14 protein-coding genes are annotated in these 18,883 nt (G+C 61.0%); 4 read left to right on the forward strand and 10 right to left on the reverse strand.

The window, feature by feature from the left end:
* Positions 1 to 7: 7 nt before the first annotated feature.
* From NKJ46_RS23900 to NKJ46_RS23940, 9 genes are all read right to left on the reverse strand, one after another.
* Entirely contained in the window at positions 8 to 2,053 is a 2,046-nt protein-coding gene (locus NKJ46_RS23900; RefSeq protein WP_352668131.1) for a hypothetical protein, read from the reverse strand.
* Positions 2,050 to 3,390, reverse strand: a complete 1,341-nt coding sequence (locus tag NKJ46_RS23905) for a hypothetical protein (RefSeq protein WP_352668134.1) — start codon at positions 3,388 to 3,390, stop codon at positions 2,050 to 2,052. The genes NKJ46_RS23900 and NKJ46_RS23905 overlap by 4 nt, the downstream gene beginning before the upstream one ends.
* Positions 3,387 to 7,235, reverse strand: coding sequence for a coiled-coil domain-containing protein (locus NKJ46_RS23910; protein ID WP_352668136.1), 3,849 nt, complete (start codon positions 7,233 to 7,235; stop codon positions 3,387 to 3,389). Before NKJ46_RS23910 ends, NKJ46_RS23905 begins: the two co-directional genes overlap by 4 nt.
* Positions 7,232 to 8,560: a hypothetical protein gene (locus tag NKJ46_RS23915; protein WP_352566608.1), complete on the reverse strand. Its 1,329-nt coding sequence runs from the start codon at positions 8,558 to 8,560 to the stop codon at positions 7,232 to 7,234. Before NKJ46_RS23915 ends, NKJ46_RS23910 begins: the two co-directional genes overlap by 4 nt.
* On the reverse strand, positions 8,557 to 9,630 hold the full coding sequence (locus tag NKJ46_RS23920) for a hypothetical protein (RefSeq protein WP_352668138.1): 1,074 nt from the start codon (positions 9,628 to 9,630) through the stop codon (positions 8,557 to 8,559). Before NKJ46_RS23920 ends, NKJ46_RS23915 begins: the two co-directional genes overlap by 4 nt.
* A 537-nt stretch (positions 9,631 to 10,167) precedes the next feature.
* Positions 10,168 to 10,767: an Lcl C-terminal domain-containing protein gene (locus NKJ46_RS23925; protein WP_352668141.1), complete on the reverse strand. Its 600-nt coding sequence runs from the start codon at positions 10,765 to 10,767 to the stop codon at positions 10,168 to 10,170.
* Between the two features lie 295 nt (positions 10,768 to 11,062).
* Entirely contained in the window at positions 11,063 to 11,776 is a 714-nt protein-coding gene (locus tag NKJ46_RS23930) for an SOS response-associated peptidase (protein WP_352668143.1), read from the reverse strand.
* A 523-nt stretch (positions 11,777 to 12,299) separates the two neighbouring features.
* Positions 12,300 to 12,593: a DUF3606 domain-containing protein gene (locus tag NKJ46_RS23935; protein WP_352566616.1), complete on the reverse strand. Its 294-nt coding sequence runs from the start codon at positions 12,591 to 12,593 to the stop codon at positions 12,300 to 12,302.
* 1,913 nt (positions 12,594 to 14,506) lie between these two features.
* On the reverse strand, positions 14,507 to 14,932 hold the full coding sequence (locus tag NKJ46_RS23940; RefSeq protein WP_352668145.1) for a YidB family protein: 426 nt from the start codon (positions 14,930 to 14,932) through the stop codon (positions 14,507 to 14,509).
* Positions 14,933 to 15,972: 1,040 nt separating this feature from the next.
* Between NKJ46_RS23940 and NKJ46_RS23945 the strand changes: the two genes are divergently transcribed.
* The 4 genes from NKJ46_RS23945 (at position 15,973) to NKJ46_RS23960 (ending at position 18,365) form a co-directional block, all read left to right on the forward strand.
* The gene (locus NKJ46_RS23945) at positions 15,973 to 16,299 is read left to right on the forward strand and encodes a hypothetical protein (protein ID WP_352492785.1); all 327 of its coding nucleotides are present in this window, start codon (positions 15,973 to 15,975) and stop codon (positions 16,297 to 16,299) included.
* Between the two features lie 826 nt (positions 16,300 to 17,125).
* A complete protein-coding gene (locus NKJ46_RS23950; RefSeq protein ID WP_352492786.1) occupies positions 17,126 to 17,464 on the forward strand; it encodes a hypothetical protein in 339 nt (112 codons plus the stop codon).
* Positions 17,465 to 17,496: 32 nt separating this feature from the next.
* Positions 17,497 to 17,949, forward strand: coding sequence for an ATP-dependent DNA ligase (locus NKJ46_RS23955; RefSeq protein ID WP_352492787.1), 453 nt, complete (start codon positions 17,497 to 17,499; stop codon positions 17,947 to 17,949).
* A gap of 158 nt (positions 17,950 to 18,107) precedes the next feature.
* Positions 18,108 to 18,365 (forward strand): hypothetical protein, encoded by a 258-nt coding sequence (locus NKJ46_RS23960; RefSeq protein WP_352492788.1) that lies wholly within the window; start codon positions 18,108 to 18,110, stop codon positions 18,363 to 18,365.
* A 303-nt stretch (positions 18,366 to 18,668) separates the two neighbouring features.
* Here the strand turns inward: NKJ46_RS23960 and NKJ46_RS23965 are convergent, their stop codons facing one another.
* Entirely contained in the window at positions 18,669 to 18,881 is a 213-nt protein-coding gene (locus NKJ46_RS23965; protein WP_352492789.1) for a hypothetical protein, read from the reverse strand.
* Positions 18,882 to 18,883: the final 2 nt, after the last annotated feature.

An 18,883-nucleotide genomic window follows, 5' to 3' on the forward strand; every position in this document is an offset into this window, starting at 1 on the left:
TTCCGCTCTATTCGACCAGGGTGAAGCGGCCTGGCCCGCAAGCCCGGCTCGTATTGTCGCGTGCGATGTCGTTGCCCGGCAGCAGGAAGCTGGCGCTTGAGCCGCTGTCTGCGAAACTGACCGCACAGCGGAAGCCGGATACCGTCGAGGTGGTGAAATTCGCCGACGAACCACGCTCGAGCTGGATCGCAGAGCCGACCGCAAGGCCAGTGGCCGCGGGTGCGAAGCCAACCGAGCGGCCCGCCACGATCGCCCCGCGCAGAACCAGCGGATTGGCCGCGGAGACGTCGGTAGACTCCACCCGCATCAGGCTGTCGGAGGTAAGCACCGCGCCGAAGCGCGCGCGGACAATGCTGGAGCGGGCGGGCGTCTGGGCCGAGATCAGCAGCCGTGCCCTTACGCCTTGGATCGCCAGCATGTCTGCTTCCACCCTGAGGCCGCGCGCATAAAGATCGGCCAGGCACAGAGACACGCCACGCGCCACCGGCGACAACCCATCCGCCACGGTACCGATGGTCACATTGTCGAGCGCGACAGTGCCGTTCTGGGCGATCACGGCGACGACCTCGTCGGTCGTTTGATCGGCTGCCCGTGCCAGATCGATCCGCTCGAGCTCGAGCCGCGGCAATCCATCCGCGACGATGATGACGCCCGTCGCGGACAGGATGCATGACGAGGTTCCGCCCGGCACGCGGTTGGCGGTGCCGACGAGCCGCGTGCGGGTGATGCCGGGGGCCGGCGCCATGTGCACCGTCTTGAACGGCAGTCCTTTCAGGATCAGACTCTGCGGCACCTGGACCGCTGCGGGCAGTTCGAGCCTGAGATTGATCCGCCCGGCGCAATCGCCCTCGGCGGAGAATTGCGTCAGCGTCAGCGTGCCACCATCATTAATGCGGCGAATGCACGTATCGCTGGCCGAGCCGCGACAGTCGAAGCCGGTAGCCGGCGCCGGAGCGGATGTCAGCGCTCGATCGGTCTCGCCCATCCAATCGCCAATGCCGGGGGCAGACAGGCCGAGCGCCGAGGTGAGAAGCGGGCAGCCCGTGAAGGACAGGCTTCGCCCGTCCGCGAAGGTCCAGTCCAGCCGCGCATTGCCGAGGGAGTCAAGCGAGCTGATGGACGGGCCGGCTGGCAGCGGCGACAGGCCGAGGTCGATGCCCGGTTGCGCGAAGGCCGCGTGCTCGCGCTGATAGCCCTCGCAATTCGACAGACACAGGTCGACGAAGGGCGCCGAACGAAGCGCGGCGACCGCGTCGGCACCGAGTAGGGTTACGCCCTCGGCCTCGGCGATTCCGAAGAATGCCCGTAATTTCTTCTCTACCGCTTCCGCCGCAGCCGCATCGACGATGATGTCGCGCGTCGCCCTGCCGTCGAGGCGCACAATGGGCAGATAGGACGGCTGCACCCCTTCGCCGGGCGGCGTGTAGCGCACGACATAGACCGTGTCGCCGATGCTGTCGGCGCTGAGGAAGGTTTCAAACCGGTGCAGGCTCCAGCGGGCCGCGCTCGGCAGTGCCAGGTCCAACGGGCCGCCGAGATCGCCGCGCCCGCAATCGAGTACGAACGGTGTCCCCACGCTTGGCGGCGCGACGAAGCCCTGGAGCACCCCCGGCAGTTGCAGTCGCTCGCGGATGGCGAGCGCCGCCTTGATCTCCGCGCAGGCGGTAGGCACGGCGAAATAGCCGCTGCCCGAGGGGGAGGGGAGATAATAATTGCCCGATGCCGCGACATCGGCCCAGATCGCGGTTGTCGCCGGCCAGTCAATATCGAATGCGGTGCCAAGGCATGGCAGCCGTGGCTGCGCCCCGAAGCCGCTTTCGGCTTGAAGCTTGGCGAGCGTCGTCTGCGACACGGTGGCGGTGTCGGGCAGGTGCAGCAGCCGCTTCGCCTGGCCTGGGCTGGCGCAGCCGGCGAGTTCCACCGCCTTGCCGTCGAAAAGCGCGACATAGACGTCCTTGTTCTGGTCGGTCACGAAAGCGGCAAGCTGCGGCTCGGCGCTGGCCACCGAAGCGCCCGCGAGAAACAGGGCGAGCAAGGCGGCCGCCTGTTTCATCGCAATTCGCTCAAGCAGCTTGCTGCGCGGGCTGGATCCATGTTGACCTCGGTCATCAACGGATCGAGGCCAGCCGACTGGCACAACTCCTTGACCGAGATCGAGTGCGGCCCCTGGAAGTCGACCGTAAGGTTTCCGCTGGTGATCTGCCCGTTTTGGCCGACGCACAGCGGATTGTTGGCCAGCGCGGGCCGGCGGCAGGTGCGGATGACGTCGGCCATCGCGCGGCGATTGGTCAGTTCGCAGAAGTAGATCCGGCAGAGCGCGGCGACAGTGGCGCGGTTCTCGGCGTCAGCATTGATGATGCGCTTGATGTCTGCGACCAGCGCGCCCGCCTTGGCTTCGAAGGCGAGGCCTTCGACGCGGGTCTTCTCGCCGGTGATCTCACCCGAACGTTCCGTGATCTTCGGCATCAGGTTGATGTTTTCCGAGGTTATGAACAGCCCGCCTTTCCAGCGGTCGAACTCGTCAAGGATCGAGGTCGCCCTGAGGATCGCCTCGCGGTAGGCGCTGTAGATCGGCCCCATCTTGGTGTCGCGCGCCGCCTCGTAGACCTGGTTCAGCGCGGCATACTCCTTGTTCACTGCGTCGGCACCGGCCTTGATGTCGTCGATGCCGGCGCGCGAACTCTGCATCAGGCCCTCGGCGCGCTTAAGCTTTCGGGAAAACATCGCCGTGATCGGGCTCTCGACGCTGGCGAAGTAGCTCTCGATCACCTTGCCCGCCGACCCGTCGGCGAAGGCATCGATCTCGGTGTCGGACAGATTGGAGATCAGGCCGCACTGGGCGTCGAAATCGGCACTCAAGGGGCCGGCCTCGCAAGCGCTCATCTCGGCCAGCCTCTGGTCGAGCGTTCGGTTCGAACCGAGCCTTTCGGCATACTCGAACAACGCATGATTCCATTCAATCGCATTCAAGTCAGCCTGGCTGTGCCGCCGGTCGCGACAAAACAGCGTCTGTTCCATCCGGCTCTGGTTGCCCGAAGCGCGATAGGCGTCGAGGTGACGCGTCGCCTCGGCGCAGTTGGCCAAGCCCGAAATCAGACCGGCGAGCTGCTGGTGAACGGGCGGGAGTCCGCGTGTCTGCGCCTCTCGCATCAGGTTCGCCGCGCGTCGGCTGTCGTCGGGACTGCGGGCCGGGCGGTGGAAGACGCAGATGCCTTGCTCGAAGGTCTTCAGCGTGCCATCCGGAATGGCGGGCCCCTCGCAGTTGGGAGCGTCGAGAACGCGCGATTCGATCGTATAGCCGGCAAGATTGTCGACGAACAGGTCGCGCGCGACTGCTCCCGTCTCGCCAAGCGCCAGAGCAAGCGCTGCTGCGGCAACGACGGCTCTCACGGCGCGCTCGCGAAGATGAAATAGAGGGTGAACACAGCGGCATCGAACGGGCAGTCGCTCGGCTGGAGCGACAATCGGTACGAACCGATCAGCGGCGCGCCGAGATAGGGCAGGATCAGGCTCGTGTCGTTCGACGGTCCGGGCGCCCGCGGGAACTTGCGCGCCTGGTAGCGATCCTGAACCCAGTAGCGGATGATCCGGGTGATCTCGTCGCCGCTGTCGGCCTGGTTGAAAAAGGTCTGCAAAGCGACCCGCTCCGGCCCGACCGAAATGTCGGCGCGGACCTCGCTCGACCCCTTGGTCAGCGGCTTGAGGACGAAGCCGCTGCCGCGGTGTTGCAACGCGAAGCGGTTCCACTGCGTCCCTGTGCACTGGTAGTCGGTACCGACGAAGACGTCGATCAGGGTCAGGTTCTTGCGTTCACGGAATTTGTTGGGCGCCCACAGCGCGAAATAGCCGTTTGCCTTCATCAGCGCCTCGGTCGACGCGAAGGGCGAAACCTCGAACTCGACATTCTCGTCAAGCGCGAGCTTGCGGGCGAAGCCGGAATTGGCGGGCACAACGATCTGGGCGACATCGATATTGATCTGTCGCTCGTCGAAGAAGCGCTTTGCGACGATGTCGTCGATCATCGCCTGGAGCTGGGTTGCGTTACGCACATAGACCGCGGGCACAGTCGCCGCCTCGCCGGTGAAGGCCTGCACCACTTCAAAGCGACGGCGCATCAGGTGCATCAGCCGGTTGGCGGTCTCGAGCACGCGCCGCTTGGTCACCAGGTATTCGGGGATGCCCTTCATCAGGTCGGCGACGGTCTCCTGGGTAGCGATGAACAGATTCTTGCGCGTCGCCGGATCGTCAATCTGGGTGACGAGCTTCGTCATGTCCTCCTGTTGTTTTGTCACCTCGGCCTGAACGTTGCTCTGGAACTTCAGGATGCTGTCCTGCAGCGCGCGGCTTTTGAGACCGAGGTCCTTGGCCTGGTTCAGGCCTGCGACGAGTTCCTCGGTGTTGCCGCGCGACTGTGTGATGCGCTGTTCGACGAAGGCGAGCTCGGCTTCGCTCAGCGCCAGCATCTTGTCCTTCTGCCGGTCGCGCAGTTCGTTGATCAGGTTGGTCGAGGCATTCGATTCCTCGGCGAGGCCGGTTACGGTCGTCTGCGCAGCACGCACGCGCTCGATGCGGCCGTTGGTTGCCGCGACCAGTTCTGCCACGCGCGCATTGTCCTGGTTGAGCTGAGCTTCCGAGAGGGACAGCTTGTCGAGTTCGAGGTTGAGGATGGCGATCTCGTTGGTCAGCCGGTCGATCGTGCGTTGCTGGTCGGTGACCTGGAAACTGAGCATGTCGTTTTCGCGGGCCTGAAGATCGAGTCCGGCGAGGATGCGTTCGTGGTCGGACTTGAGCCGCGCCACTTGCTCGTCGATGCTGAGATCTTGGCTCTGGCAATCGACCGCCGCCATCGAGCCTTGCAGCGCCAATTCCTTGATGTCCTGTGCCCCTTGCGCCAGCCGGCCGGCCAATTGGAAATGGGTGTCGACCAGCGCCCTTGCCTTGAGCGCCTTGTCGAGATCGAGTTGCGCGATCGCCTGGCGGAGCTGCGTGAGGCGCTGCTTCAGCGCGTTGATTTCATTTATATTCGCCTGAGTGATCTGGCCGGTGCTGATGATCGTCGACAGGATGGATTGGGCCGCTTCCAAGGCCGCCCTGATCGGTTTGGCGACGTCCACCACAGTCGCGACACCACTGCCCAAGCCGCAGGCGCAGGTGATGATCTCGGGCACCGCAGCGCCGATCGAGTATGCACCTTGCACCGAAGTCAGGATGACCTGCGCGGCCTGTGTGGTGCCGTTGAACGCGACGAACCAAGCGATCACTTCCGACAACTGGCCGTCGACCTGGTCACGCGCCTCCTCAAGGTCCGCCTTTCTCCTCGCATAGAGGTCCCGCTCAGCTTCGTAGAGTTTCTTGGCGAAGTCCGTTTCCGTCTGGGAAAAAGACCCGCAATCGACGTTCGCAAGTTCCTGCGGCAGCGAGATGTTCGATGTGATCATCTGCTGGTCGGCGATCAGCGGCTCGACATCGGCGAAGTCGGCGCTGCCGATAACGCACTTCATCAGGAATGCTTTCGCTTGTGTCTGCGAGTTCAGGAGCTGGGCCCTGAGACCCGACTGACCATCCGGGCCGCACATCTGGGCAACGTATTGGTTGCGCGTGAAGGCTGGCGTCACGGTCTGGCATGCCTGTTCGCCCGCGAGCAACGGCGTGAACGGATGGTCGGCCGTATCTCCGATCAGGGCGAGCTGATTCTCGATGCCGCAAAGCTGCTCGCGGTCGACGGCCCGGCGGCGTTGATAGAGATCGGTCTGGCGCAGTTGCAGTTCGGTAATTGCGTCGTTGGCGCGGGCGATCGCGCCTTGGTTGTTGGCGATCTGGGTTTGAAGGATCTGCCGCTGGCGAACTGCCTGTTCGAGCTGGTTGGCGTTGCGCTCGGTCTGGCGGGCATATTCGGTGATCTGGCTCTCGAGCGAGGAAATCTGCAGATCGAGGTTCATCTGCGTCATTTCCCAGTTCAGCAGCCAGCGCAGTTCGTTGCGCCGCTCGACTTCGGCCTCCTTGGAGAGGACGATCAGGTCGAGTTCCTGCCTGTCATTGATCTGACGGCGCTGGTTTTCGAACTCGGCGATCTTCGTGCCGAGCTCGATCTCCAGCGACCTGATCTGCTGGCGATAGCCGAACGTGTCCTTCTCGGCGTCGACCGCGTTGATCTCCTGCTGGACAGTGGTGGCGAAAGTCTGCGCCTCGTGTTCCAGCTTGCCGATCTTGTGGGCGATCAGGTTGACTTCCTGACTACGGATCGTCCGCTCCTCGTCGAGCGCGCGCGTGGCTTCCCCTTCCTTGTTGGCGTACCACCGTTCAACCAGCGCCTCGACATTGCGCTCGACCTCGGTCAACCGCTGCTCGCTCTCGGTTAGGGCCTGCTGCAGGTCCTCGAACGGGATCGTCGTGAACTGCATCGGGTCGATATTGAGGAAGAGGAAGCCCTTGCGTACGCTGTCCATGCGCGCATCGAGGTCGCTCTGCTGCAGCAGCAGGTCGGCGCGAAGGTCGTCGTAGGTGGACTCGCCCGGAATATCCATTTGCGTCTCGACCAGCACCCACATGGCGGCTTCGTAGTTGGTGTAGGCCTTGGAGAGGTTGGGTTGGCTGTCGAGACCAGCGCCTCCGACGGCGCCCAGTGTATCGCTGACCAGGAAGTCGAGCGCCTTGACGCGAGCCTCCGAGACGGTCTGATACCACACGTCGCCGGTGTTCATCAGCAGTTGGATCTTCAGCGAAGACAGCGCCGTGAGCTGCCGCACGAAGGTGCGGTAGCTCGCATCTTCTCCCGCCGCCGTGCCCTGATCACCGCCTTGTTGTCGGGCGAGAATGCGAAGGCCCCGGTCGACGATCTCGATGCCTTGCCGGCCGAATTCCTGCGCGGCCTGCGGCGAAACCGGCGTATCGTTGCGGCTGACGCCGCTCGCCGACGACAGGAAGGGCATGTCGGCGGCGAGGAACAGGCGATAGCGTCCGAGTTGCAGGTGGCAGTCGAAATCGCACACGATCGCCAGCCGTCCGGTCGTCTCGTCGCCGCAGGTCGTCAGGAACTGTTCAAGTTCGGTTGCGACTTCACCCATATATTTTACGTCGGCTCGGAAATTGGCGATCTTGAGCAGCGTCGTCAGCTCGCCGGCATGGCCGGCGGCCGCGTCGATGTCGAGCGCCATGCAATCTTGCGCGCGCGCCATTCCCGCAGTGCCGAAGACGATGCCGGCAACCAGTCCGCAAAGCAGCAAGAACTGTCTCATGGCTGCCCCGTCGTCAGAAAGATCTCGGAAATCTGGCGCACATGCCGGGCAAGTTCGGCCATCTGGGCCTTGGAAAGCGACGGATTCTGGAACCGTGCCACCACTGCGCGGGCATGGTTGATACAGTCCTCGTAGGGGCTGCTGATTTTCGCGGTCAGCGCGCCAGTGTCGAGCGTGAGGTCGAGCGCTGAATACGCTCCGCCCAGTCCTGCGCAGGAAGAAAGCTCAGCTGTGATCGCCGGATCGTCGACAACATGCGTGAGATCGGACAGGGCCGTCATCACCCCTTCGATCTGCCCGACGATCTGCGCCATCCTTGCCTTCCCCTCTTCGAACTCCTTCAGCGAATCCGGCTGGTTGAGGCTGGAGAGATCGACGGCTTGCAGCGTCGCGATCGTCTCGGCTGCCTTCAGCTGATCCGCCTTGACTAGCACCATATTGGCCTGCGCGTTGCCGAGCACACGCTCAAGCTCCATCACCTCGGCCGACTTGATCGACACGTCCATCTCGTTGACCAGCGACTGGTATTCGGTCGAAGCGGTGTTCATCAGGTTGAGCGTATCGTCGACCTTCGTCCTGACCGCCTTGACGATCTGGCCGCGCACCCGCGTCTCGATCAGCGCGGTCGTCTCAGCGCGCCCGCGCACTGGCTTGGCCGAACAGACCAGCTTCGCCAAGGCGTCCGAGCCGAGTCGTGCCCGCACGGCCTCGACGATCGGGAATAGCGGACGCCAGGCGGCAGGCAGCGCATCCGCGCTTGCGCCCGACAAAGGCCCGACATCGATCTCGTTCATTCTCGTCAGATGCCGGCATTTCTCCGGCAAGTCGGCCCCCGAGAAGTAGAGTCGCCCGGTGATCAGATAAGCCTCGACGGCGGCTGCGTATTGTCGGCCGACGAGGGCGGCGAGCTCTTCGGCACTATCGGTCGAAACTGGGGCGAAGAAGCGGTAGCGGCTGAGATAAATCTCCGCCCATGCGAGGCGGCGCATCAGTACCGAAGCATCGTCGGCCGAAAGCGGGATGACCGGAAAACCGACGCCGCGGCTGCCGCCCGAAGGGGCCGATGCCTCGCCGATTACCTCGCCGGCGAAGGGCAGGCCGAAATCGGGCTGTGTGGCCTCGTGACTTGGTTCGACGGCGGCGGGACCAGGGGCGAGCAGGCTGAACCGGGTCGTCTCGGGCGTCGCGCCAGAGAGCGTCGCGTTCCAGAAACTGTCGAGCTTCTCCGACGTGTAAGCGCGCTCCAGGATCGATGCGGCGCCGGCTTCGCCGGCCAGGACGCAACTGACGATCAGGAACAGCTCAAGGGCTCGGATGCTTGTCATCGGCAGTACCACACCCTGTCGGCCGCGCCAGCCTGGGCGCAAATTCCGGTCGCGGCGCCATGCGCTTTCCAGTCAGCCTTTATTTTGGCGAGATCGTTGAATGCGCCCTGTGCCGCATTGTCGGCATGAACCTCGGCGTCCAGTCGCCAGAAGGGTTTTGCCGGATCGGTCGGCAGCAGCACCCCGATCATGTTGATGTGGAACGCAGAGATTTTGAGAAAGTCCTCTGCGCTTGCGACAGTGTTGCGATTGAGATTGGCGTATTGCTCAGGTGTGACGTCGCCGAGCGCGCGCTTGAACTCCCCCTCCGAGACTTCGACGGAGCGCAGCATCTGCGTTGTCTTGGCCGCCAGCCCGTCGAGGATCGAGGTGTTGGCGACCAGCGTAGCGCCCGCACCGCTCACCGGTCCGAATATCTCTGCAAAAATGGCGCGGATCGCCTTCAAGTGCGTATCGGCCGATTTGATCTCGACGCGGCGCAGAGCGATGCCTGTCTCGAGATCGGACGCTCGACTGACGAAGCTCCTCAGCGCCAGTTGCAGCGTGTCGAACGAGGAACGGGCTTCCGCCGGCGGCTGCAGGAACACCGAGCGCGCATAGCGCACGGCTTCGCTGCGGGCAATGTCCTCGACGGTAGCGCGTGTCAGCGCCGATTCGGGACAGCCGGTGACGCCGCCAAGGTCATTCAGCATCTGCGCGGCATGATAGATTTGATCCATCTGTCGCATGGTGCCGAAGGAGCCGCTGGTGGTGAACGCAGCCTCGACGCCGGACAGATAGTCGGTCAGGTATTCGCGCGCGAACTTCACCATCTCGCACTGCACGCCGGCGGCGCGTTCACGAATATGGCGTCCGTAGAACGACGCACCGACAAAGTATTTCTGGTCGGGCGTCGGTTCGAACCGCTCGACGAAGAGCGACTGGATAACGGTATCATATTCGCCGCACGCATAGGTGCGTTCAAGACATGCGGAGTCGGTCTGCAGGTCGCACTGCGATAGCGCGGAGCCGCACATTTGCTGGGCTGCCGCGAGGTCAACCCCTCCGCCGAGCACAAGAACCGCGGCCAAGATGATCGCTGTATTGAAGACGCATCTCTTCAACATAACGACCAAAGGAAAATGCACAAAAGCCTCCCCTTCCGCCGAAGCGGCGGCCCCATTGCTTTTTTACTGGCAATATCTAGCAGGCTACTTTTGGTATTTGCTCGTTACAGCGAAAATTGGCAGCCAAAGGCGTGGCCAATTCAACCTCACATTCGCTATAAAACGCCTCAATAAAGTAAGTTAAAACAGTTTCTCTGTCAACACACCTGGCTTTTTGCGTTCCATCCCGGAAAACCCGGCCTAAGTGTCGAGGCAGTTAACACATCGTAAAGAATTGTCTTTTCCGCTGGCTTGGCCTCGTCCAAGCGTCGCTCCGCCACCGTTCGAGTGCGGAAGGTCACGATCTGGCCTGAGAAACTGCGCTGAGGAAGAGCAGACGTCCAGCAATCGCCTGGCGGTCGCCAATTTGGCAACTTCATAACGACTCTATGATGCCTTCCACGATGCCGAAACATTAGCTCGCATAAGAGCGATATGGTGCTCAATAGGTGACGCCAGCAGCTAGTCAACGCCCGTGGCGGTCACCCCAAAGACGCACCATGCGCTTGCCTTCTTGGTCGCTTCAAGCGGACGCACCAGCGTCGTGGGTGCACTGAATGTGACGACCGCGAAGGACCCTGCCAGCCCTGGCCATTCAGTGCGCGTCCAGTATTCGGTTTCGCTACGCGCGAGCGGTGGCAGCTTGTATTGCGCGAACGCCTCGCGCTGCCTTGGCCAGTCCGCCGAATCGAGGCTCGTCAATTCCGCCATCGTCGGAAGTTGCCAGCCCATATCGCCGTACGGCCCGCCTTGTCCGAGCGTAGCGCAATAGCCCATCGCTTCGCTCAGCGTGGCGGGCTGATCAAGCCTGTCTATCCTGGCAACGAGGCAAGTGCGTTGGTCAACGAAGGCCCTGCCGCCATGTTCAGCGAGCAGCCAGAAATTTTGGTCATTCAGCGGCTGGCGGGCCTGCTTATGCACAATACCGCAAGGTGCGGCTTGGGACTGCGGCGCCGACATGGTTGCGAGAACGGCAAAGCCAATGCTGAAAGTCGCAAGGGTAGCAATCCGAAGCATGCCTTCCTCCTCCCTGCACACGCGTTCCGCGTGCCATCCGAACAAGCGTACTTGAACCGGCGAACAATTAAAAGTTCCTGCACTTCGAAGATGACAGGAACTTCCTTGAATCTACTGCCACCATGACGGACATCCCAGTTGGTGCTCGGCCGAAAATCTGCTGCAAGAGTTTTCCATACACGGGGAACTGGTTGCGTGGCGTATGCCAACAGCCTGGAAGCATATTGGCGAACAGCCGACCACAGCTAACTCACTAGACCACACCGGGGGCGCCAAAGCGCGAGCGCGACGGCGCGACAAGGCCCGTTCGCTTAAGTGCGGAGCGAGTGTTGATCTATACCTAAAACAGCGAACGTTGCGCCGGCGCCTGTTCAGGCGCTGCCGCGAACTTGATCTGTGTCGCCGGTTTTTCGACGATCACCAGCGCGTCATCGGGCGTCGTGCGCTGCAGGTGCCTTGCCTCCGACCACGGCGCGGTGAGCCAGGTCTCGGTTTCTTTCGGCGTGGTCAGGATCACCGGCATTGCCTTGTCGTGGATCGGCGCGATCAGCGCGTTGGGCCTGGTCGTCATGAAGCCATAGACCTGATGATCGGCGGGGCCGTCCTTGACCTTGCGAGTGCCATGCCAATGCGTCCACAGACCGGCAAAGAAGAACAGCGGGCGGTCCTCGCCGAGTGCAAACCAGTAGTTGCGCTGAATGCCGGTCTCGGGGTCCTTGTCACCGGGCGTCGGGCTGGGCTCGGCGAAGCTGGTGACGGGCACAACGCAGGGGTTCTCGATGCCGAGATATTGCTGCCAGTGGCCGTATTGCGGATTGCGGATATTGGTGGTGCCATAGTCGGCCTTGCCCTTCACCCGCTCCAGTGGCGTCGGCATGCCCCACAGCAGATTGGCCAATTCGCGTTCGCCGTCCGGCGTGTTGCGCACCACAGGGCCTGGCTGGTTGGGATAGATGTCTATGGAGGGTTCGAGATTGCCGAGGATATCGCGCAAGGCGCGGGTCCACTGGCGAATGGCCTCCTGGCTGGTCGTGATGTTGTAGAGATTGCACATGGCCTGGAATGTGCCCCAATCGCTGCTGTGTCGCAACGTCCACAGGGCAATAGCATGGCTTCCAAGTCCCCTGAAATGACTAGCAGAACTTTAGCAAGACTTGGCTCGGTGAAGCTCAGGCGTGCCCCTCCTAGCAGCGTTAGAATGCATTCGAGCGATGTTGGGTGTCGCGACCTCCGACGAGGGCCGGCTCCGCCCGGCCTGATCTCTGCGCAAGAATATCGCGTATCTAAGGTGCGCCTTGGCACTTGAGCGCCGGCAGGAATTGTCGCGCATCTGCAATGGGCGATAATTCCATGCCGCACCTTGTCGGACAGCAGTTCACCGCCAGGTCAGAATCGGGAATACTTTCGCTTGCTCGGGATCAGGAATCCGCCCTTTAGCAGCTCCAGGGCGTCGAGTGCCTCTTCTCCCTGCAAATTTGTCAGAGCTACCCCGTCTATGAAGACAACCTCGTCGTCGTCTATATCATAGACTTCCCAAAACCCATTCGTGACTCTTCGCACGGCGTGACCCCGTTCCATCAGTAGATGCTAATTGAGTCGCGCAAAATGGAGGAAAAATTTTGAGAACTGGCGAAATTTGCAGTGGAAAAGCTGGACGCGGCGCGCAAGCTTGCCCTCCGAAGCCCACGCGCCATCTGCGCCTTGGCAGCTTCCCTCAGCGGGCTCGGGTCATTGCCGTGGGTCCTGATGAGCTGCCGAACCTGGTCTGGCGTCAGGCCATTCTGCTCGGCGAAATATTTCACCTCATGGATTTCGTGCGCCGATACGTGGGTGCGATCTCGGAAATCCGGCTTGCTGTAGCCGTCAGCCATCCTGGTCCCCCTTCAGCCTTGGATCAACGGCAACGCTGGCAACTACTTTCGTCGGGGAGCCGCGGAATCGCCTTCTGTGCCACGGCTAGACGCCCTAAAGATGCAGCCGGTGATCCATTGGTTCAAACCTGGCGTGAGAAGGCTGCGCGTCAAGTATCTTTCGTGGCCATCGCAGCCACATTCGCCCATAGCTCGGTTCAGGATTTCTGGCCGGACGAGTGATCCTGAGCTTACCCGCTTTCGATCTGAAGCGTGCACAAACAAGGGTCCGCGTGCCAGATCCAGCAATGGCCTGCGGCCCTGGTCAGCGCATGAGCGCTGTCCTGCGGCAATGGTGGCTTTTGGCAGCTCGTGGATGGGCGAGGCACATAGGGGCCCAAACACGGCCTCCACGCTCGACAAAACGCTGCGTGCTAGAGGAACGGTGCGGCCCGGCACCCACCCGGCGGGGCTGTCAGCAAGATGCCGGGCCTGACCGGCGGGGTTAGAGGGGCAGCGCCGGCTATCGAAATATTAGCTCACGCTAATTGAAGCGAAGCATGCGAATGAAGGACGCAAGGGCCAGTCGATGACGAACAGGCCTAGCCTGTCTTGTCGTGTAGGTGCGTTCTGCGCTGCTGTGGACGGTATTTCTCCACCAGGCGGACATTGTCCAGATCAACTGTCACCAGCGGTCCCAGATCGATCGTCACTTTCTCCTCATCAATCCGGGTAACTTTCTCCTTTAAGCTCGATTTGCTGGCCTCGCTTTAGCTTCGAGGTGCTGTCCTTGATGGAATGAGGGAATTTGTAGCCCGGGATAGAGACGCTTATGCGATCCTTCAAAACCCGACGCCGAACTGTAGCGGTTAGTGCCACCTCATCTCCTATGCTGATCCGCGCCATGGAATGAGGGTGGAGCGGCCTTGGTAGTAGTCAAGGTATTGCTAATATACGCGGGGCAAGCGATTCATGAACCGACAGGTATGGAACCGCCGGCTGCCACTGCCCGTTGCTGTCACATGACAAAGCACAAAAGCGGGATCAGCACGATGGACGGGCGCCAAGACAACACTTTTGAACTGTGCTGTCTCCTGGCCGTCCCACTGACACTGCTCCTTACGGTCCTATTGGCGGGATTCGTCCTGAGCTGACCACAACGCATCGGAACAGGTCGTATAAATATCGCCCACCGGATCGGCGTAAATCGTGGCGCGAGTGAGGTCTGTAGCTTAACTTTGCCCGTTTCTGAGTCATTTTGTCTGCAGCAATCGAGCCCCGGTGGGTAGCGTACGGTCTCTGCGCGCGCGCTTTCGCGGCTGCCTGGCCAATCCGTTGTGCCGTTCGAAAATTGCTAGCTTCTGCGGATAGGTGAGCCGCACCTTGGCTTTGCACCCGTCGCATATAAAGTGCGCGATCGTTCTTATCGCAGAGCCCTTCCTTACCATCGGATGCGAGCAATTCGGACATTCGAACGTGAGCGTAACGTCAGACAAATCCTGGGCCAAACCCATTTTTCATCTCCTGCGTTGCTGCGGCTAAACGCCAGCGAGTCTTGCTAGGCAACTCTGATGCCAATCCGATTGTGCCAAATCGGGAAATAGCCGCCTCACAACGCGGCGAGCTGGGCGCCCGCCAAGGACCGAAACTATCGGTCGGGACGTTAGGCTTGCCCAACAGGGTGCTCGGGCCAGCTCACATGACACTCGATTTGAGCTGAAGCTGCGCGTACGCTCGAGGAGGCGATTGCCGATATCGGCTCCAATATCGTCTCGCGCCCAGTCGTGGAGCGCCTGGAGCGACCCGACTTAAGGGCGAGCGCGCCAGTGTTCTGAGCAGTCTACTTAGCGACCACATTCGCAATCATTTCCCGTACCGCCTGGTTGCGAGCGATAGCGACGCGGGATGACCTGACCTCTCGTGGCGAGGTGGCGCTAAGTACGAGCAGTCGTTGGGACTTCGTCCAGGAGATTTGGACCTTTGCTCGCTGGCAACTGGCCGTCGGGAGTGAGCTTGTCCACTGCATCGGGGAGTTCTCGTGTGAGCCGGTCGAGAAGCTCGTCATGAGACAATCCGGTTTGCTCGGCCAGATCGTCCAACGTTTGCGGATCGATTGCTTTCTCAACCTGTTCGCGCTGAACGGGTCGGTTGGATCCCTTTCCTATCCAAGAATCCACCTGATCGCCCGCACCCACATTTATGAGACGGTCCAGGATGTCGCCGAAGCCGCCGGGGGAGCCCGCGCTAGCGTTGGGGTCTGTCGATTTCCTGCCAGCGATCAACTCGCCGATTTTGTCCCTGTTCTTGTAGGCAAGCAGGCCAAGCAAGGCTATGGCGACCTTTCCTATGTCAAGGCTCATTTCGTATCTCCTTCCACAAGAAGGCAAAAGTCATGCGCGTTTGAAAGGTTCCACGGTTTGGGTCCGGAATTCCGGGCTAGCCGCGAACCAGTATATTAGCATCTCGGAACTTTCGGCCCTTTCGGGTGTTGGAACCTTGTACTCCGGCCAGACAGCAATTGTGTTCAGCTGTCGGGTCACACTGGCCCGTCGGCTTCGGTCGGCGGGCTTTTTGTTGTCTGGGGTGGAACACTCGCCTGTGACGATGGTTCGATCAGCAGTATCCACCTAGATCAGGCCACGCATAGGAGAACGCCGCTTGGCCACTTGGACCCAGAGAGATGAGAGACAGCAGCGCACGTCAGATGCTGCACGGTCATTAATCGATGTTGAACGCGCGGCCCGAGACGCAAAGACCGCTCGGCTCCGGGAGCAGCGGCTGAGCGCTGAAGACAAACCCTCCTTGGAAACACGCGATGGAACAGCTTCGCAGTGAAATGGCAGTCCTGGGGGACCTCGGCTTTTGGGTAGCGCTGGCGGTCGTGCTGGTGCCCTATGGGATCGGGGTTGCACTGCTTCTGTGGGTAGCCATTCCCCCGGCTCTGCAATAGGCTTCTCCGCCGTCGGGCTGGGCGCGCTGCAGCTGAAAAGGCCGGCCTCTTTCTGCGTTTATTGATCCCTCATTGCGTGGCAAAGGATCGAGACTAACTGGTCGAGCGGCCTTTCGTGAAGCGCGCCTTTCGGGCGTCTCACAAGGAAGTCGTCCACACTCATCCAGTCGACCGGATCTGAACTGACTTGGGGCCGAATTCGACATAGAGATGCAACTCTTCAGGCAAGAAGACGACCCGCCACGTTCCATTAGTATCGGCGGCAAGACTGCAGGTGAGACACGTCATGGCGAACTCCTTTTCGGACCGAGCTTGCCAGACCGCCTGGGGAATTCCATCGCAAGAAGGGGGTATTGACGCACCGAAAGGTGCGGCGATTTTGCCTTCGCCCTGGCTTGACTTGGCCATCTGATAATCTACGAAAATGGACCATCATTCGGGGAATCTGGGATGCGTTCTGGCATCGATGTTTCGGGCGTGCTGGCAGGCGATGAGGTCGACAGCTTCATCATCCTGCCACCGTTGGGACATCGGTCCGAACCGGTCTTGCGCGAAGTCGAGGCCTTCCTGAAAAGGTGTTTCCCCGAATACGACTTCTTCGCGAATGGTGACACGGAGCCTTTCGAGGGCGATTATCAGGCCCTGCCGATCTGCGGCGTTGGTGGCGACGAGCCGGGCACCCTGCGCGTTCTCGATCACCCGGAGCAATCAGTGATGATGGGCATCGCCGCGGCGCTGAAGGGTTTCAGGCCGGGACGGACGCCGGCGCTGAACTAAAACCGCCAGTTGGTGGACGCGTTACAGCTCATGCGCCTAAAATTGAGATGATCGCGCGCACCAGAGCAACCCCGAACTCCCTAAGCTTGGTGCAAGTCGCTTGATCGGGTCCCGCCGTCCGGGCAAGAGCGGCGGGACTTTTTTGTTGTCCGGCGGAACACTCGCCGCGACCATGGTTCCACCTCCCCTTCGCTACACATTTCGGGAAGAATAGGAAGGAAGGGCCTTGCCCTGTTTCGCGCCGGCGTCCTATCTAACCGACTACTTTCAGTTGTGGGGGACGGGTATGAAACAATTGGCCATTGGCTTTTGATATCGAGCATATCTCTGGCAGGGTGCACTACAGTTTCAACTAGCGGTGCGGATCGATGGCTTACGAAGTCAAATTTTGACGCGATTAACACCGCAATGGGGAAGAAAGGCATGATGCCCGCAGCCATCGACTGCCGGTTCGATAGCACAGGTCCGGGCGAAGCGGCCTATGGATCAAAAGTCACGTGGAAACCTGTCCCCCCCAGAGACATTCGCTGGCAAATGCATGTCGGCACTCCCGATTACGTTGCGAGCAGTGAAGCTAAATCACGCGCAATCGGCCTTCATCGCGTGTTTTCGAAAAAGGTTCGTGACAAGGCAACGGGTCAAGTAGTTCAGTGTTCGATCACGACGAATTGATCCTCTCAGCGGTGCGGGCCATCCGATAACCCAAAACAGCCCCGGTCCCGGTGGTCCGGCCTCGTCGCGCTGATTGTTGTTGCAGGAATCGGTCTTTCAGCGGTGCTCGCCTTTCCGCATACCCCTTTGATTTGAAAACGCGGCACAAGCCAAAGTGAGCAACTTCGATCCAAGCTTTTTGCTAGCGTGCCTGATTTGCGGCGGAATATTCTTTGCGTTTGTGTTCATTCACAGCAGATGGCTGCGTGAGCATACAAAAGACTGGGTGCGGTGCGCCGCTGAAGTTTTGGATCGTATTGAAGGCGGTGACGGCCCCGATCGCTACCTGCTCAAATACGAGTTTGATGGCACCGTCTACCGTGTCGAAACCAGCCCCTGGTTAGTGCCTGTGTGCACGGCCAAGGCGGGATCGCAAATTACCGTTCTCATCAATCCATACAACCCGCACCAATGTGCAAGCAGGCCGCGCGGAATCACGTTCCGTTCACTCTAGCTAATATAAGCTTTGTACCTAGTATTCACTGGGTGCGTAAAATTGTAAGTACCGGCGGCGGCCGTCTCGAGTTCATCCCGCCGATGGAGCCCAAGCTGGTCCCAAAGCCACCCGAGGGCGAGCACTGGATTCACGAGATCAAGCTCGACGGCTACCGCACGCAGATCGTCATCAACAGCCCCGACGATATTCGTGCCTTCACCAAAAGCGGCGCGGACTGGACGAGCAAATACACCGGCCTTGTCGAAGCGGCACGCGAGCTCGACGTCAAGAACGCGATCTTCGAGGGCGAGGCGGTGGTCACCAACGCAGCCGGCCTGCCCGACTTCGACGCGCTGCAGAAGGCGGTCCACAGCGATCCCTACGCCATGATCCTCGGCGCCTGCGACATCATGCATCTCGACGGCTACGGATATCGGCTGCAAAGCCCGCCGCGAGATCCTGTTCGGCATCATCAAGCCGAACATCCGCATCCAGTTCAGTGAGTCGATACCCGGCGATCCGAAGGCGATCTTCTATCTCGTCGACCAGGCGGGGATCGAGGGGATCGTTTCCAAGCTCGCGGACAGCCCATATCGGAGCGGCCCGACATCGAACTGGTTGAAGACGAAGAGCTTCACGGTCCAGGAATATGAACTGATGGGTGTCGAGCGAGCCTGGCAAGGCTGCATTTGCCTTGCTGGCGCAACCGGGCACCCGAAAATATGTCGGGTCAGCCTTCATCAGCCTGGGTCGCGACATGAAGGAACGGCTGTGGAAGCGGGTCCAGGACCATGCCGGCCCGCCTCCGCAGGGCATCAAGAAGCGACCGGCGACGCAGTGGGTAAAGCCGGAGGAGGTCAAGCGGCGCCCCAAGCACCTCCGCGGCGAGCACAAATATATACGCAGCGCTTCGCTGTAAGGTTTCGGCGGTGAACCACATGGCTAATCCGCCACGACAAGGACTGCATCTATGGAGAGAACGCCTGTGCTGAAGGACGCGACCATAAGCACTGGGCGTCGGGACATGGATATAAGCTGCTCGATCTGCAACCAGCATGAGAGAGGCGCCGAACTGCGGGTCGCTGCTGATGCCTCAGTCCCGGATCGTTTTGTGCTGTTCATCCCTGAGGAGGGAGCCACCTATCAGGCGGTGGTCCGGTGGCGGAAGAACGATCGCCTTGGTGTGCAACTGTACGGCACGGGAGTGGTAATTCGGCCTTGATCAGCGCGCCCGGTCAATTCGCCACGCGGTTAATCTCTCGACCGTTTCGATGATCGCCTTTGCAAGCGCCTCGCCCTCATGCACCGGCTCAGGCCCGTAAAGCAGCCACACGGCATCCTCGCTCGGCAACACGCCGGCCGGGCAGGTCAGCTCGATCGCCCTGCGCACGAGCTGCAGGCAGCTGCGCTCGCCATATTTGTAGTTTTCATCCATCC

This window comes from Mesorhizobium sp. M0166 (genome assembly GCF_040322255.1).
Lineage (GTDB): Bacteria > Pseudomonadota > Alphaproteobacteria > Rhizobiales > Rhizobiaceae > Mesorhizobium.